13 protein-coding genes are annotated in these 14,925 nt (G+C 45.3%); 8 read left to right on the top strand and 5 right to left on the bottom strand.

Annotated elements, in window-relative coordinates; translation table 11 throughout:
* Positions 1-126: 126 nt before the first annotated feature.
* The 4 genes from trhO to AC2UZJ_RS10415 all read left to right on the top strand — a co-directional run bounded on the left by trhO (position 127) and on the right by AC2UZJ_RS10415 (position 4,687).
* Positions 127-1,134: an oxygen-dependent tRNA uridine(34) hydroxylase TrhO gene (trhO, locus tag AC2UZJ_RS10400; RefSeq protein WP_486950087.1), complete on the top strand. Its 1,008-nt coding sequence runs from the start codon at positions 127-129 to the stop codon at positions 1,132-1,134.
* A 27-nt stretch (positions 1,135-1,161) separates the two neighbouring features.
* Positions 1,162-1,860, top strand: a complete 699-nt coding sequence (locus AC2UZJ_RS10405) for a glutathione S-transferase (RefSeq protein WP_486950088.1) — start codon at positions 1,162-1,164, stop codon at positions 1,858-1,860.
* Between the two features lie 87 nt (positions 1,861-1,947).
* Complete coding sequence (locus tag AC2UZJ_RS10410; RefSeq protein WP_486950089.1) at positions 1,948-3,123, top strand: M20 aminoacylase family protein; 1,176 nt, start codon at positions 1,948-1,950, stop codon at positions 3,121-3,123.
* 94 nt (positions 3,124-3,217) lie between these two features.
* Positions 3,218-4,687: an AbgT family transporter gene (locus tag AC2UZJ_RS10415; RefSeq protein WP_486950153.1), complete on the top strand. Its 1,470-nt coding sequence runs from the start codon at positions 3,218-3,220 to the stop codon at positions 4,685-4,687.
* Here the strand turns inward: AC2UZJ_RS10415 and AC2UZJ_RS10420 are convergent.
* From AC2UZJ_RS10420 to gloB, 5 genes are read right to left on the bottom strand one after another with little or no spacing between them, the layout of a single operon-like run.
* Positions 4,680-5,579 carry a LysR family transcriptional regulator gene (locus tag AC2UZJ_RS10420; RefSeq protein ID WP_486950090.1) on the bottom strand — a complete coding sequence of 300 codons (900 nt, stop codon included), beginning with the start codon at positions 5,577-5,579 and terminating at the stop codon, positions 4,680-4,682. The two genes, AC2UZJ_RS10415 and AC2UZJ_RS10420, sit on opposite strands and share 8 nt — an antisense overlap.
* A 29-nt stretch (positions 5,580-5,608) precedes the next feature.
* The gene (gene lplA, locus AC2UZJ_RS10425; RefSeq protein WP_486950091.1) at positions 5,609-6,625 is read right to left on the bottom strand and encodes a lipoate--protein ligase; all 1,017 of its coding nucleotides are present in this window, start codon (positions 6,623-6,625) and stop codon (positions 5,609-5,611) included.
* Positions 6,626-6,629: 4 nt separating this feature from the next.
* Positions 6,630-7,415, bottom strand: coding sequence for an enoyl-ACP reductase FabI (fabI, locus tag AC2UZJ_RS10430; RefSeq protein WP_486950092.1), 786 nt, complete (start codon positions 7,413-7,415; stop codon positions 6,630-6,632).
* 33 nt (positions 7,416-7,448) lie between these two features.
* Entirely contained in the window at positions 7,449-8,843 is a 1,395-nt protein-coding gene (locus AC2UZJ_RS10435) for a transglycosylase SLT domain-containing protein (protein ID WP_486950154.1), read from the bottom strand.
* A gap of 25 nt (positions 8,844-8,868) precedes the next feature.
* Entirely contained in the window at positions 8,869-9,651 is a 783-nt protein-coding gene (gloB, locus tag AC2UZJ_RS10440) for a hydroxyacylglutathione hydrolase (RefSeq protein WP_486950093.1), read from the bottom strand.
* A 25-nt stretch (positions 9,652-9,676) separates the two neighbouring features.
* On the opposite strand from gloB, the gene AC2UZJ_RS10445 reads away from it, so the two are divergent.
* Genes AC2UZJ_RS10445 through AC2UZJ_RS10460 form a run of 4 tightly spaced genes read left to right on the top strand, consistent with a single transcriptional unit; the run spans position 9,677 to position 14,908 of the window.
* Positions 9,677-10,441: a class I SAM-dependent methyltransferase gene (locus tag AC2UZJ_RS10445; RefSeq protein ID WP_486950094.1), complete on the top strand. Its 765-nt coding sequence runs from the start codon at positions 9,677-9,679 to the stop codon at positions 10,439-10,441.
* Positions 10,438-10,869: a ribonuclease HI gene (gene rnhA / locus AC2UZJ_RS10450; protein WP_486950095.1), complete on the top strand. Its 432-nt coding sequence runs from the start codon at positions 10,438-10,440 to the stop codon at positions 10,867-10,869. The genes AC2UZJ_RS10445 and rnhA overlap by 4 nt, the downstream gene beginning before the upstream one ends.
* Entirely contained in the window at positions 10,866-11,861 is a 996-nt protein-coding gene (locus AC2UZJ_RS10455) for an efflux RND transporter periplasmic adaptor subunit (RefSeq protein WP_486950096.1), read from the top strand. The genes rnhA and AC2UZJ_RS10455 overlap by 4 nt, the downstream gene beginning before the upstream one ends.
* An 11-nt stretch (positions 11,862-11,872) precedes the next feature.
* Positions 11,873-14,908, top strand: coding sequence for an efflux RND transporter permease subunit (locus AC2UZJ_RS10460; RefSeq protein WP_486950097.1), 3,036 nt, complete (start codon positions 11,873-11,875; stop codon positions 14,906-14,908).
* Positions 14,909-14,925 lie beyond the last annotated feature (17 nt).

Below are 14,925 nucleotides of genomic sequence, written 5' to 3' on the forward strand. Positions count from 1 at the left end.
ATGATTGATGATTTTTAGATATTAAGCATAGGCTTTTTTAGGACTGTTTGCGCGAGCGCAACCTAAGAAGCGTCCAAAACAGGTATTATTAATAATTACCTACGTTTGAATTGATATAAAGAGACCATGGCTAAATATTTAGTAGCAGCACTCTACCACTTTGTAGAGTTAGAAGATTATGAAAGCTTACAGCAACCGCTAATTGATTTCTGTGAGCAGCGCGACATTATAGGTACCTTGCTTTTAGCCCGTGAGGGCATTAATGGCACTGTTGCCGGCCCAGAGCAAGGGGTGCGTGAGTTATTGGATTACTTACGTGCTGACCCACGTATGGCAAGCCTAGAGCACAAAGAGGCCTGGGCAGATGTAAGGCCTTTTTATCGATTAAAAATTAAACTTAAAAAAGAAATCGTTACCTTGGGTGTACCAGATCTTAAAACCGCTGAAATGGTAGGTAAATACGTGCCGCCAGCTGAGTGGAATGATCTTATTAATGCGCCTGATGTGGTACTGATAGATACGCGTAATGATTACGAGGTAGGTATAGGCACCTTTAAAAATGCCATTAATCCTAAAACCGATAGCTTCTCTCAATTTCCGGAGTGGGTGGCTGAGCAGCGCAAGCCGGGTGGTGTATTAGCGGGTAATCCACGCGTGGCAATGTTTTGCACGGGTGGGATTCGTTGTGAGAAATCCACGGCTTTTATGCGTTCTCAAGGCTTTGAGGAGGTTTATCATTTGCAGGGCGGTATTCTCAAATACCTAGAAGAAATCCCGGAAAATCAAAGCACTTGGGTAGGCGAGTGTTTTGTATTTGATGAGCGCGTTTCTGTAGGTCATGGGTTAGCGCGGGGTGATTATAGCTTTTGTAGGGCGTGTCGTATGCCTGTGAGTGAAGCGGAAAGAGCCTTGCCACAGTTTGAAGAAGGCGTCAGCTGTCCGTATTGCCATGGATCCTTAGATGATGAAAAATTAGCTCGTTTACGTGAACGTCAAAAGCAAATGTTACTTGCCAAAGAGCGCCAAGAACGCCATGTGGGTGCACCCATGGAAGTGCTTAAAGAGCAAAAACGTCAGCGCCAAGCCGAGCTGGCCGAGCGCTCGCGTCAAGCGCAGTTACAAGCTGAAAACTAAAACAGTGCTTAGTGTAGAATGTGTGGTATGACTACTGCACATTCTTTACCCCTACTTTATTCGTTCAGACGCTGCCCCTACGCCATGCGGGCGCGATTGGCCTTAGCTTCTTCAGGCTTAAGCGTAGCGCTCAGAGAAGTGGTATTGCGCGATAAGCCTGCTCATATGTTGGAAATCTCCCCTAAAGGCACGGTACCTGTGTTGCTTTTACCCAGTGGTGAGCTGATAGACGAAAGCCTAGATATTATGTTTTGGGCCTTAGCCCAAGCAGATCCAGAGCAGTTGTTACCTACTGAGGAAGCTCAGCTACAAATTGCTAAAAGTCTTATTGCTCTAAATGATGGTGCTTTTAAACACGGCTTAGATCGTTATAAATACCCACCACGTTATACCGAAGAGCACGCTGAGCTCAGCCCTGAAGCCTTTGCTGCACAGCACCGCGATGCCGCTGCCAATGCCCTATTAGTAGAGCTAAATCAACGTTTAAGCCAGCATGAATACTTATTAGGTAGCCGCCTTAGTGTGGCAGACATTGCTATTGCGCCTTTTGTACGTCAGTACGCGCATACGGATATTAATTGGTTTAAAGCCCAAGACTGGCCACATTTATTAAGTTGGCTACAGCGCTTTTTAGACTCTGCGCGCTTTAAGCAAATTATGCTGAAATATAAACAATGGCAAGAAGGGGAAGAGGTGGTGATTTTCCCAGAGGCTAATGATCATTAACTATTAGTTATATTAATAGAGTTAGTAGCAAGTTGGTTTGCTTAGGAAAGAGTATTAAGGTTATATCTATCTCAGGAGGAGAGAAAGATGAATCTTATAAATACTTTAAAGCCTTGGCTACCAGAGGCTACAAGCCTTCGACATAAAATACATCAACATCCAGAGCTAGGATTTGAGGAGACGCATACCCAAGCTTTGGTATTAGCAGAATTAAAAAAATACGGTGTGGATGAAATTTCCACTGATTTTGCTAAAACTGCTGTGGTAGGCGTTATTTACGGAAAGTTAGGTGAAGGTAAAACCATAGGCCTGCGCGCTGATATGGATGCCTTACCTATACATGAAGAAAATACGTTTGCTTATCGTTCCACCCATGAAGGGGTAATGCATGCCTGTGGTCATGATGGCCACACTACCATGCTGTTACTAGCAGCGCGTTATTTGGCACAATCACGTCAGTTTTCTGGAAAAGTCGTGTTGATATTTCAACCGGCTGAAGAAGGACGTGGCGGAGCTGAAACAATGGTTGCAGAAGGATTTTTGCAGAAATTCCCTTTAGATGCTTGTTACGCATTGCATAATATGCCCGGCATACCCGCTGGGCATTTTGCTTTTAAAACGGGGCCTATTATGGCCAGCTCAGATCGTTTATTTATTACGATTGAAGGCAAAAGTGGTCATGCAGGTTTACCTCATACCACGCAAGATCCTCTTTTGGTTGCCACCCATATTTACCAAGGGATTCAAGGTATAGTGAGTCGCACTTACAGTCCTTTTGAGCCTTTAGTTGTTTCGGTTACGCAATTGCATTGTGGTGAAACCACAAACGCTATTGCTGCACAAGCCCATATGAGTGGCACCTTTCGCACATTACATCAAAATACACGCAATAGCCTAATTGAAAAACTAAGGCAATTAGTGGATCACAGCGCTCAAGCTCATGGAATGAGTGCTGAGATTAGGCTTGGACCTATCTCTCATCCTCCCACTATAAATACAGTAGCGGAGACAGAAAAAGCAATCAAAGCGGCTAAAAAAACAGTAGGGCAAGCAAAGGTTAACCCAGACTGTGAAGCGAAAATGACCAGTGAGGATTTTTCTTATTTTCTTCGGGAAGTACCAGGTTGCTATGGCTTTATTGGTAATGGTGTAGCTGATGAAGCAGGCTGTGAAATAGGTCTGCATAATAATACTTACGATTTTAATGACGAGGTTTTGCCTATAGGCGCTGCTTATTTCATTAATTTAGTACTAGAGCAGTAATAAAAAACAATATCAAGGTGTAACCCTTTCTTACCAAAGGAGTACGTGAATCATGACAGCCTCTGTTTCACAAAGTACGCGACCTCGCGCGTCTATGATTGATAGAATTGAAAAGTTTGGGGACAAAATGCCTCATCCTTTTTATTTGTTTATTTTTCTTTGTATAGGAGTCATGTTTTTTTCCTGGTTGTTATCTCTAAGCGGGGGCGAAGTAGCGAATCCGTCTACTGGTGAGATGATCCAAGTGAAAAATTTATTAAGCGGTGAAGGCTTAGTTTATATATTACAGTCTACCGTGGATAACTTCATTTCATTTAAGCCTTTAGGTTTGGTGTTATGTATGATGTTAGCGGTAGGCTTGTTGCAAGAAGTAGGGTTGGCAGATAGTGCGATTAAGCACTCGTTACTGAATGCACCGCCTCAGTTTGTGACGGCAAGTATTTTTATAACGGGTATCATTGGTAACTTGGCTTCTGATGCCGCTTTTATTTTAGTACCGCCTTTAGCTGGGATTATCTTTAGTGCCACGAATCGTAATCCTATTGTTGGTATAGCAGCAGGTTTTGTAGCGGTAGCCGCTGGCTTTACCGCAAATGTATTCATTGCGGGTACGGACGTATTACTTTCGGGTATTTCTACAGAAGCTTCAGCCATTGTAGAGTACGTAGAAGTTAGCCCTGCAGCCAACTGGTATTTTATGCTGATTTCGGTTCCCATTTTGGTCATTATGGGTACCTTACTTACAGATAAATATATAGAGCCTCGTTTTACAAGTAAAATGCAAGCCATTGAGGTTGAAGAAGAACAATCATTTACATTAACCCCCCAGCAAATAAAAGCACTTAAGTGGTCTGGGATTGCATCTTTAGTTTTCATTGCTCTGCTATTGGCTCTGTTATGGCCTAATGATTCACCATTGCGTAATGCAGAAGGTGGTTTAGTGCCTTCTCCTTTTCTTAAAGGAATTATTCCCGTCATTATGGCATTTTTCATTATGAATGCCGTTATTTATGGTTGGAAGGCTGGCACTATAAAACAAGCTAAAGATATACCTGATTTAATGGCAAGCTCTCTTAAAGGAGTGGGGGGTTATATTGTTTTGGTGTTCGTTATTGCCCAGTTTATTGCTTGGTTTCAATGGTCAAACTTAGCGATTTATATCGCTGTGAATGGAGCCGATTGGATTTCAACCATAGAAATGCCCAAACTGCTTATGATGGCTGCATTTATGGTGTTAACGGCTTTAATGAATATGATTGTATTTAGTGGTTCTGCTCAGTGGGCAATTATGGCTCCTGTTTTTATCCCTTTGTTTATGCTGTTAGGCGTGACGCCTGAGGTGACACAAATGGGGTATCGTATTGCGGATTCTACGACCAATATTATTTCTCCTACAAATCCATATATCCCCATGGTTTTAGCCTTAATAGCTAAATACAATTCCCATGTGAAATTTGGCACATTTTTAGCAATGATGGTGCCTTACTCATTGGTGCTATTTGTAGGGTGGGGTGGTATATTCTTGTTTTATATACTTATGGGCTTGCCAGTGGGCCCTATGTAAAAAAGTCTGAGTCAGCCACTAGTTTTTTCAGTATAAGAGTAAACTCATCGCTTAATGGGCGATGAGTTTCTTTACGAGTAATCAACCCAATTGAGCGATACTGTAGAGGTTGAGTGATAGGAATAAAGCGAATTTGATTATTTTGATTCAAATCGCCAATGGTAGAAGAGAGAATGGTGGAGCCTAAACCACTGGCAATCATGCCAAGTAAAGTGGAGGTATGTGAAGCGCTAAACTCAGGCTCATAAGTGAGGCCTATGCGTTGGAAAGCCTCATCTGCCAGGGTGCGTAAACTGTTTCCTGGGCTAACGCCAATGCTGCCGTATTGATGAGCTTGCTCCCAGCTAATGGTTTCGTGATTTGCTAGAGGGTGGTCAGACTTACAAGCAAAACAAAGATAATCTCTAAACAGCAAATCAAAGTCTAATTCGTTGTGGTGCGGATTTGTGCTGATACCAATATCAGCTCGCCCTTCTAGTACAGAAGAAGTAATATCGTTGACCCTTTCTTCTATTAGCCTAAAGGTAAAATCTGGATAGCGTTTTCTGAGTACGTTTAGAGTTTGTGGCGCGAGTGTGGCGCATAAGGTATAGAGTGAAGATACCACTAATGATCGGTTATAGCCGTGTTGGCGTGCGTGGTTTTCTTCTACTAGATTGTCTAGACGGTTCACAATATAACGCGCTTCTTGATACAGCTTGTGGCCAGCATCGGTGAAGACTATTTTACGTCCTTTGAGCTCATACAGCTCGCACGATAATTGTGAGGCGAGCTTTTTTAGCATTTGGCTAAGTGCAGATTGAGTAATGTGCACTCTCTCTGCTGCATAAGTAAAGTTTTTCTCCTCAACTAATGCAATAAAACCTTTGAGTTGTCTATAACTAATCTGCATGAGATTGGGATGGTGGTTTTTTTTTGAAGTTAGGCGATCTGCGCCATAAACCACTGCTTAAACTCAGTTAACTCAGCAGCAGCGGCCTGAGGTAGCTCTTCGCAGAGCTGATCTATACAAGCTTCAATAGCTTTAGGCTTATAAGGTAAGCCGTGCAGCTTGGCGGCTAGCCGTTCCATGGGATGAGGGTCCAGCATATCACCGAAAATGGTGGCTTGTTGAATCACGCCTTTTTCTACTTCCAGATATACATCTACGCCACCCCACGCAAAGCGCTCATCCATATTATGAGTAAAGGCCGGCGACTGGCCAAAATTCCAGTCCCAACTGCTTTGCAGGGCAAATTTTTCTTCAAAGCCCGGTAAGTCTAAATAGGCTTGTGGTGAGATGACTTCAGGCTCTACCGTTTGTTGATAATACTCACAATAGGCTTGCATGATGGCTTCACAGATCTGCGCGTGATTAATATCCGGTTTAATTTCATCTAAGTTAATAACCCGTGATTTCACCGAAGTGATGCCTTTGGCTTGGAGCTTTTTAGGGTCTGGATTTAAATAGTCAGCCAAACGACTAAGATCCGCACTTAGCAGTAGCGTGCCATGATGAAAACCCCTGTCTAACGTTTCTCGGTAGGCTGAGCCAGAAAATTTACGAACCCCTTTTTCATCTTCTAATATCAGATCATTACGGCCTTTTTCCCTGCCGTTAATACCGAGTTTATGTAGACCGGCTAAGACAATGGCGGTGGACACGTCTTTATTGTATTCGGGCTTGCCTGCCATAAAAGTGAAGTTGGTATTGCCTAAATCATGGAATACCGCACCGCCACCGGTTTGGCGACGGGCTAATTTCACTTTATCAGCGGCCATACGCTCTGTTTTGCATTCGCGCCACGGATTTTGCGCACGGCCAATCACGACAGTATCGGCATTACGCCACAAAAATAGCACTCGCTGCTCTGCAGACATAGAGCGAAAAATCGTGTCTTCTACCGCTAGGTTAAACCAAGGGTCAGTGGACTCAGAGAGCAAGATACGGGTTTTCATGGTTTTACTCGTTCATGCCAGGGATAACGGCGTTAAAGCCAGCGTCTACGTGCGTGATTTCACCAGTAATACCGGCAGCCAAATCAGACAACATAAAGGCGGAGGCGTTACCCACGTCTTCAATGGTGACATTACGGCGTAAGGGCGCATTTTTTTCTACAAAATTTAAGATTTGACCAAAGTCTTTAATGCCACTGGCAGCTAAGGTTTTAATCGGACCGGCAGAAATGCCATTGGCACGTATGCCTTTAGGTCCTAAAGAAGCAGCCAGATAGCGCACAGAAGCTTCTAATGCGGCTTTAGCTACGCCCATGGTGTTGTAATTGGGCACGGCTTTTTCTGCACCTAAATAGGTGAGGGTGAGCACTGAGCTATTACGACCTTCCAGCATAGGTAACGCGGCTTTTACCAAAGCTGGAAAGCTATAGGCGGAAATATCATGCGCAATGGCAAAAGCCTCTCGTGATAAACCATCAAGAAAATCGCCCCCAATGGCTTCACGAGGTGCAAAACCAATGGCGTGTACCAAACCATCTAAACCATCCCAGTGTTTTTGTAGCTCAGTCATCACATCGGTGATTTGTTGATCTTCGGCCACATCTAAAGGTAGAACAATATCTGTGCCCAGCTCGGCGGCATAGCCTTCTACCCGCTCTTTAAAGCGTTCACCCACATAAGTGAGAGCAATTTCAGCACCTTGCTGTTTACAGGCGCGGGCAATCCCGTAGGCAATAGAGCGATTTGAAATAACGCCAGTAATTAAAATGCGTTTACCACGAAGAAAAGCCATGCGTAGAGTTCCTTTTGAATCAGTAAAATAGGTTTAACCCCTGCTTGGACCTGGAAGACGTAATTGTGTTCCGGGAGCAAGATGGGTGGATTTTAGTTTATTTAATTGTTGGAGGGTAGGCACCGTTGTGTTGTAGCGGCGCGCAATGCGATAGAGTGTATCGCCTTTTTGTACTGTGTGGGTGCGAGTGGCGTTGGTATTGGCTTGAGTTCGCGCTCTAGCTTGAACAGCTGCTGACGGAGCGGGAACCGCACTGGCTGCGGCTAAGGCCGCTGTATTGGTTAAAGAAGCCAGTTGCACGCCTAAAGGGTCTGCAATAAGATCAGTGGTTTTAGGTGCAGCCACTAATAAAGATTGGGAGCTTGAGGCCGTATGTTGTTTGCTGCCTAAACCATTAATAGCACGTAATTGGCTAAGCTCCATATCGTAGCGTTTTGCAATTTCTGCATAGGACTCACCCGCACGAGGCGCATAGGTGTCCCAATTGCTTAGACGTCCTTGATAACGTTGTATATTATTTTTAAAGATATCGGCTTTATCTTTAGGCAATAACAAGGTGGCGCTGTGAGCGGGAATGGTGTCGCGATTATAAGAGGGATTTAGAAACTTAAAATCATCTATAGACATTTCAGCTAGCTCAGCCGCTACTTCTATATCTATGTGATCATTGCGTGTGATAGTAGTAAAATAGGGCTCATTATGGGCCTTAGGTAAGGTGATACCATATTTTTTTGGGTCAGTAATGATGTTTTTAATGGCCTGCAGTTTAGGCACATAGTTACTGGTTTCATTTGGCATAGATAAAGATAAATAATCCGTACCTAAGCCTGCACGTTCATTTTTCTCCATCGCTCGGCGTACAGAACCTTGACCCCAGTTATACGAAGCCAACGCTAAATACCAATCGCCTTGGAAATCGTATAAATACTCTAAATAATCCAGTGCTGCCTCAGTGGAGGCAATGGGGTCACGACGCTGGTCTTGCCACCAGTTTTGCTCTAGGTTGAAGTCCTTGGCGGTGCCGGGTATAAACTGCCATAGACCCGAGGCGTGCGCTTTAGAATAAGCGGTAGGGTTATAAGCACTTTCCACAAAAGGCAGCAAAGCCAGTTCAGTGGGCATGCCTCTGCGTTCTAATTCATCCACTATATGATAGAGATATTTACTGGCCCGTTCACTCATCACAGATACTGAGCGGGCATTGCGAGCGTAGTAGTCTGTCCATTGGTCTACTAGATCGGTGCGTAAATTAGGAATTGCATAACCACGGCGGATGCGGTCCCACATATCAGTGGCGGGGTTAGTGAGATCAATGGTTCTGGAGGTGTCAGAGGCCACTTGGGGCCCGGTAGCGATCTGTTTATGCTGAGTAGCACAGCCGGCTAAAAGGGTAATAAGGCCGATCGCAACAATGCGTGAGAGTTTAATAGGCATAGGCATGGGTAGTAGTAGATTAGGCGTGGTTTTTCCATTCGCGTAATTGAGCGAATACGTCAGTATTGTCTAAGGCTTGTCGCTGGCTGTAGGCCGCAGCGTTCGATTGTACCGCTGGCACATGCGTGCGCAAGAAGGGATTGATTTGTATTTCTAGACCTACGGTGGAAGGCAGTGTGGGCTGTTCATTTTCGCGTAGCGTAACTACCTTTGCATGATAGTTTTGTAGGTCTACATTATTGGGCTCTACCTGTAGTGCCCAGTTTAAATTAGATAAGGTGTATTCATGGGCACAACAAACTAAAGTGGTGGGAGGTAGAGCGGTTATTTTGTTTAAAGACTCTACCATTTGAGCGGCTGTACCTTCAAAAAGCCGGCCACAACCGCCTGAAAATAAAGCGTCGCCACAAAACAGCACAGGTTCATCTTGATTATAGCCAAAGTAAGCAATGTGTCCGGCCGTATGGCCGGGGATATCTAGTACCTTAAGAGTGAGGTGTAGATTGGGTAATTCGACTTCATCGCCTTCTTTGAGTGCGTGTTCACGTTTAGGTATAGACTCTAAGGCTGGTCCATACACCACCGCTTTAGGGAAATGTTGTTTTAATTCCTCAATACCGCCTACGTGGTCATGGTGATGGTGGGTGATTAAAATAGCATCTAAATCTACGCCTAGCTCGTTGAGGGTGGCTATGACGGGATTGGCATCACCCGGGTCTACCACTACCCCATGCTGTTGATTATGTAATAGCCAAATGTAATTATCATTAAAGGCGGAAATGGCATGTAGTTGGTTTTTCATAACAAACAATAAAATCTAAGGAGAGATGAGTGTGATGGATCACGAGCAAATAGCAGCATTAAAACAATGGTTTAGCACCGATCCTGGCTGCTACGCACTGAATTGGGAGCAGCAACACATTAATCAGTGGCTCAGCAATGTCTTTGGTTATCATGCCATACAAATAGGCATGCCGCATTGGGACTTACTTTCTAATAACCGAATCTTACATAAATGGTATACCCACCGCTACGATCCTGCACAAACCGTGGCGGCCGGCGCTCAGTTGCTCTTATGCGAGGCAGAGCATCTACCTTTTGCTAATGAAAGCATCGACCTATTAGTTTTACCGCATGTGCTAGAAACTTCAAGTGATCCGCATCAAGTGTTGCGTGAAGTGCAGCGCATTTTGGTCCCAGAAGGCCAAGTGGTAATTAGTGGATTTAACCCGTGGAGCTTGTGGGGTGGGCGTGATCGCTTGCCTGGGTTGGAATATATGTTGCCCATAGAGCCTCAGTATCAAATTCCGCCTTGGCGCACCGCTGATTGGTTGGAGGTGTTGTCTTTTGAAGTTACCGAAGAGATTACTGGTTGCTTCAGCCCGCTGTGTTTAGAAGATCGCTGGCTGCAGCGCTGGCGGTTTATGGATAAACTAGGTGCCCGCTGGTGGTCTATGCTGGGTGCTGTTTATGCCATCAAAGCTACCAAACGCGTTACTAATATGACCTTAGTAGGCATGGATTGGTCCAAAAAACCCCCAGCCAAAACGGCGGCTCATCAAACTGCTACTGCTAACAAACAGAAAAAATGAACAAAATATCAATATGGACTGACGGTGCCTGCAAAGGCAATCCGGGTGCCGGTGGTTGGGGCGCTTTACTGAAGTATGGAGCCCATAAAAAAGAAATCTATGGTGGTGAAGCCAGCACCACGAATAATAGAATGGAACTATTGGCGGTTATAGAAGCCTTAGCCTTATTGAAAAGGCCTTGTGAAGTACACATTTATACGGATTCTCAATATGTACAAAAGGGCATGACTGAATGGATAACCGGCTGGAAGCAGCGCGGTTGGCGTACGGCAGCGAAAAAGCCAGTAAAAAATGCGGATTTGTGGCAACGCTTAGATGCGTTGTGTGAACAGCATCAGGTGCAGTGGCATTGGGTACGCGGCCATACGGGGGATCCGGGTAATGAGCGCGCAGATGAGCTCGCTAATTTAGGTGTGGAGCAAATATGAAAAATTGGCTAATAGGCTTAATAACAGTGCTTATCATAGCGCCAGCAGCGGCTCAAAATCTGGGAGTAGGCGTGGAAGTCGCAGCAGTACGATCCCAACGTCTGACACAACAAGTGACAGCAGTAGGTACTTTGATGGCGCAGCAGTCTGCTATGTTACGCGCAGAAAGTAGTGGTCGTATCGCGAAGATTCTTTTTGAAGAAGGCACCGCTACCACTGAAGGCAGCCTGTTAGTGCAACTGGATACGGATTTATTAGAAGCTGAATTACAGCAAGCTCAAGCCCAATTGGCTTTGGCCCAAAGTCGAGCAAATAGAGCGCAAAAACTCAGTAAAGAAGGTTTTATCAGCGCACAAGCTCAGGACGAGTCTAACAGTGAACGCGCTGTGGCGGCAGCCGAAGTCAATATCATCAAAACCAGAATTGATAAAAGTCAAATTAAGGCCCCCTTTGATGGAGTTTTAGGTTTGCGCTATGTGAATGTAGGCGATTATGTCAGTAACGGTGACGACATAGTCAGTGTGGCTTCCATTGATAAATTACAAATAGATATACGCGTTCCAGAGCGTTATTTAGCACAAATCGCCGTGGGCTTACCGGTACATTTACGCTTAGATGCACAAGCTGGCCAAGAGTTTATGGGGCAAGTCATTGCCATTAGTCCAATGATTGATGAGCAAGGGCGTTCGGTGGTGTTGCGCGCGCATGTGTCGAATCCTGAGAGGCAATTACGCCCAGGGCAGTTTGCACGCGTGAGTTTAGACTTAGATGAAATAAATGGTCTGATGGTACCTGAGACGGCGATTGCGCCTTCTGGGCAAGCCCAGTATGTATATAGAGTTATGGAAGGGGTGGCTGAACGGGTGGAGGTGATCGTTGGTATACGCCGTGATGGTTGGGTGCAAGTTACGGGTTTAGCTCCTGATGACATCGTCATTACTTCTGGCTTACAAAAAATCCAAGACGGCAGCAAAATTAACATCCAAAACTAAGGCGGCCTATTATGTGGATTGCAGACTTTTGTATACGTAGGCCTGTGTTTGCTACTGTATTGTCTTTATTTATTGTGCTCATAGGGCTGATTTCTTATGAGCGTCTGAGTGTGCGCGAGTACCCCGCTATTGATGAGCCCGTGGTGTCTGTAATTACCGGTTATAAGGGCGCTTCGCCAGAGGTAATTGAATCTCAAATCACCAAACCCTTAGAAGACCAATTATCTGGCATCGAAGGGGTAGACGTGATGACCTCGCGCAGTCGCTCTGAGCGTAGCTTGATAAATATCAAATTTAACTTAAGTCGAGATCCAGATGCCGCCGCAGCCGATGTGCGCGATAAAGTGTCAAGAGCTCAGCGTTTTTTACCTGATGAGGCTGATGAGCCCATCATCAACAAAGTGGAAGCGGACTCCACACCTATTATTTATATAGGAGTGCAAATGGGCGATTACAGCCCTATACAGGCCTCAGATTACATTAATAGGTACATAAAAACGCGCTTTTCGGTATTACCTGGAGCTGCTGAAATACGCGTTTTTGGGGAGCGGTTACCCGCTATGCGCGTTAATGTAGATCGCGCGCGTTTAGCCGGACTTAATCTGACGGTGCAAGACATAGAAAAAGCCTTACGTGAGCAAAACGTACTGATCCCCGCAGGGCGCATTGAATCCACGCTGCGCGAGTTTTCCGTGGTGTCTTCCACAGACTTACAAACCGAAGAGGAGTTTAAAGACGTGATTGTGGCGCACCACAATGGCTTTCCCGTGCGCTTAGGGGATGTGGCCGATATCGGCATTGCTGCGGCCGAAGAGCGGGTGTTAGCCCGTTTTAATGGTGAAAATAGCTTAACCATAGGGGTAACTAAACAATCCACAGCGAACCCCTTGGATTTGTCAGCCACAGTGCGTGAAGAAGTAGCAATTATTAATCAAAATCTACCCGCCAATATGCAGCTGACTATTACTTACGACAGCTCGGTGTTTATTCAGCAATCCATTAATTCAGTGTATAAAACGATTATTGAAGCCACGCTGTTAGTGATGTTGGTGATTTTGTTTTTCTTACGAAATATACGTGCTAGTTTGATTCCTATTGTGACTATACCGGTGTCTTTAATCGGTGGCTTAGGCATTATGTATGCCTTTGGTTTTTCTATTAACACCTTGACCTTACTGGCCATGGTGCTGGCAATTGGTCTAGTGGTGGATGATGCCATTGTGGTGTTGGAAAACGTTTATAGGCACATAGAAAATGGCATGGATAGGGTGAGTGCCTCCTTTTTAGGAGTAAAAGAGATTGGCGGCGCGGTGATTGCCATGACGCTCACCTTAGTAACGGTGTTTGCGCCGTTGGCTTTTGCGACGGGGCGCACCGGGAGGCTATTTATTGAATTTGCCTTGACCTTAGCGGGGGCGGTGTTGGTTTCCGGTTTTGTGGCGCTAACTTTAACGCCGATGATGTGTTCAGTATTACTACGTCCCATTCATAAGCCAGGTAAATGGTATCTACGTATAGAGGGCTGGTTTGAAGCCTTAACGCGGGCTTATAGGAAAGGATTATTGCGAGCATTACGTTATAGAACCCTAGTGTTGTTATTGGGTGTAGCGGTAGCACTGGGTAGTGGGTTTTTATTTACTATTATTAAAAGTGAATTAGCCCCGATTGAAGACCGAGGGGTGATTTTTGGCATTGTGACTTCACCGGAAGGCTCTACCTTAGAATATACGCTTAATAATGTACAAAAAATTGAGCAGTTTTATGCGGATCAGCCGGAAACTTCAGGTTATCAGGCGGTGATTGGCTTCCCTACGGTATCGGATTCGTTTGCAATTTTGCGTTTAAAGCCGTGGGAAGAGCGCGAACGCAGTCAGCAAGAAATTGCTCGCAGTTTACAGCCTTTGTTTGGTGGCTTATCTGGAGTGCGCGCTTTCCCTACCAATCCACCTTCATTTGGGCTGCGTGCTACTTCAAAGCCGGTGGAGTTTGTCATTATGAGTCAAGCGCCTTATCCAGAATTAGCGCAAATTGTGGATGGCTTTTTAGCTGAGTTGGCGGAGTATCCGGGCTTGCAAAATATAGATACCGATTTACGCTTGAATACGCCTGAGCTGCGAGTAATTATTGACCGAGACAAACTGGCCGATGCGGGTGTAGCGGTAGATACCGTGGGTCGCACCCTAGAGTCCTTATTAGGAGGGCGTCAGGTTACGCGTTTTGAAGAGGATGGTGAGCAATACGATGTGATTGTACAAGTAGCTAAAGAAGACCGCACTAATCCCGATGACATACTAGACATTTATGTACGTAATGCGGCGGGCAGCATGGTGCCTTTAGGTGGTTTTTTAACCATTGAAGAAAGCGTATCACCCCAGTCTTTAAATCACTTTAATCGTCTACGAGCAGTGATTGTGCAGGCGGCGGTTGCACCGGGTTACGCCTTGGGCGAAGTGTTAGAACATATGCAGCAAGTGGCAGCCACTACCTTGCCTGATACCGTACAAACCGATTTAGACGGTCAGTCACGTGAGTTCCGGGATTCCTCTGGCAGCATGTATTTCATCTTTGCGATGGCATTGATGTTTATTTACTTGGTCTTGGCAGCGCAGTTTGAAAGCTGGCGTAACCCGTTAGTTATTATGTTGTCTGTGCCGTTGTCTATGACGGGAGCCTTGTTGGCCTTGTGGCTTAGTGGCGGTACATTATCTATTTATAGTCAAATTGGCCTGATTACCTTAGTGGGTTTAATCACCAAACATGGTATTTTAATTGTGGAATTTGCCACGCAACTACGGGCTGAAGGCAATGGTTTGTACCGTGCCGTAGTGCGCGCCAGTGAAATGCGCTTACGCCCTATACTCATGACTACCGGCGCCATGGTGCTGGGCGTGTTACCGTTAGCTTATGCCTCAGGGGCAGGAGCTGAAAGCCGGCAGCAAATTGGTTGGGTATTAGTGGGGGGGTTAACCTTTGGTACAGTGCTCACTTTATTTGTAGTGCCCGCGGCTTACACATTGATTGCGGCTAAGGCCAAAGCACGCCGTTAATATTCAGGATTATTTAT

The organism is Paenalcaligenes sp. DL 309 (assembly GCF_057475285.1).

Excerpts from the sequence above, each read along its gene's own strand:
- trhO (WP_486950087.1), top strand. The coding sequence starts at position 127 with ATGGCTAAATATTTAGTAGCAGCACTCTACCACTTTGTAGAGTTAGAA.
- AC2UZJ_RS10405 (WP_486950088.1), top strand. The coding sequence starts at position 1,162 with ATGACTACTGCACATTCTTTACCCCTACTTTATTCGTTCAGACGCTGC.
- AC2UZJ_RS10410 (WP_486950089.1), top strand. The coding sequence starts at position 1,948 with ATGAATCTTATAAATACTTTAAAGCCTTGGCTACCAGAGGCTACAAGC.
- AC2UZJ_RS10415 (WP_486950153.1), top strand. The coding sequence starts at position 3,218 with ATGATTGATAGAATTGAAAAGTTTGGGGACAAAATGCCTCATCCTTTT.
- AC2UZJ_RS10420 (WP_486950090.1), bottom strand. The coding sequence starts at position 5,579 with ATGCAGATTAGTTATAGACAACTCAAAGGTTTTATTGCATTAGTTGAG.
- lplA (WP_486950091.1), bottom strand. The coding sequence starts at position 6,625 with ATGAAAACCCGTATCTTGCTCTCTGAGTCCACTGACCCTTGGTTTAAC.
- fabI (WP_486950092.1), bottom strand. The coding sequence starts at position 7,415 with ATGGCTTTTCTTCGTGGTAAACGCATTTTAATTACTGGCGTTATTTCA.
- gloB (WP_486950093.1), bottom strand. The coding sequence starts at position 9,651 with ATGAAAAACCAACTACATGCCATTTCCGCCTTTAATGATAATTACATT.
- AC2UZJ_RS10445 (WP_486950094.1), top strand. The coding sequence starts at position 9,677 with ATGAGTGTGATGGATCACGAGCAAATAGCAGCATTAAAACAATGGTTT.
- rnhA (WP_486950095.1), top strand. The coding sequence starts at position 10,438 with ATGAACAAAATATCAATATGGACTGACGGTGCCTGCAAAGGCAATCCG.
- AC2UZJ_RS10455 (WP_486950096.1), top strand. The coding sequence starts at position 10,866 with ATGAAAAATTGGCTAATAGGCTTAATAACAGTGCTTATCATAGCGCCA.
- AC2UZJ_RS10460 (WP_486950097.1), top strand. The coding sequence starts at position 11,873 with ATGTGGATTGCAGACTTTTGTATACGTAGGCCTGTGTTTGCTACTGTA.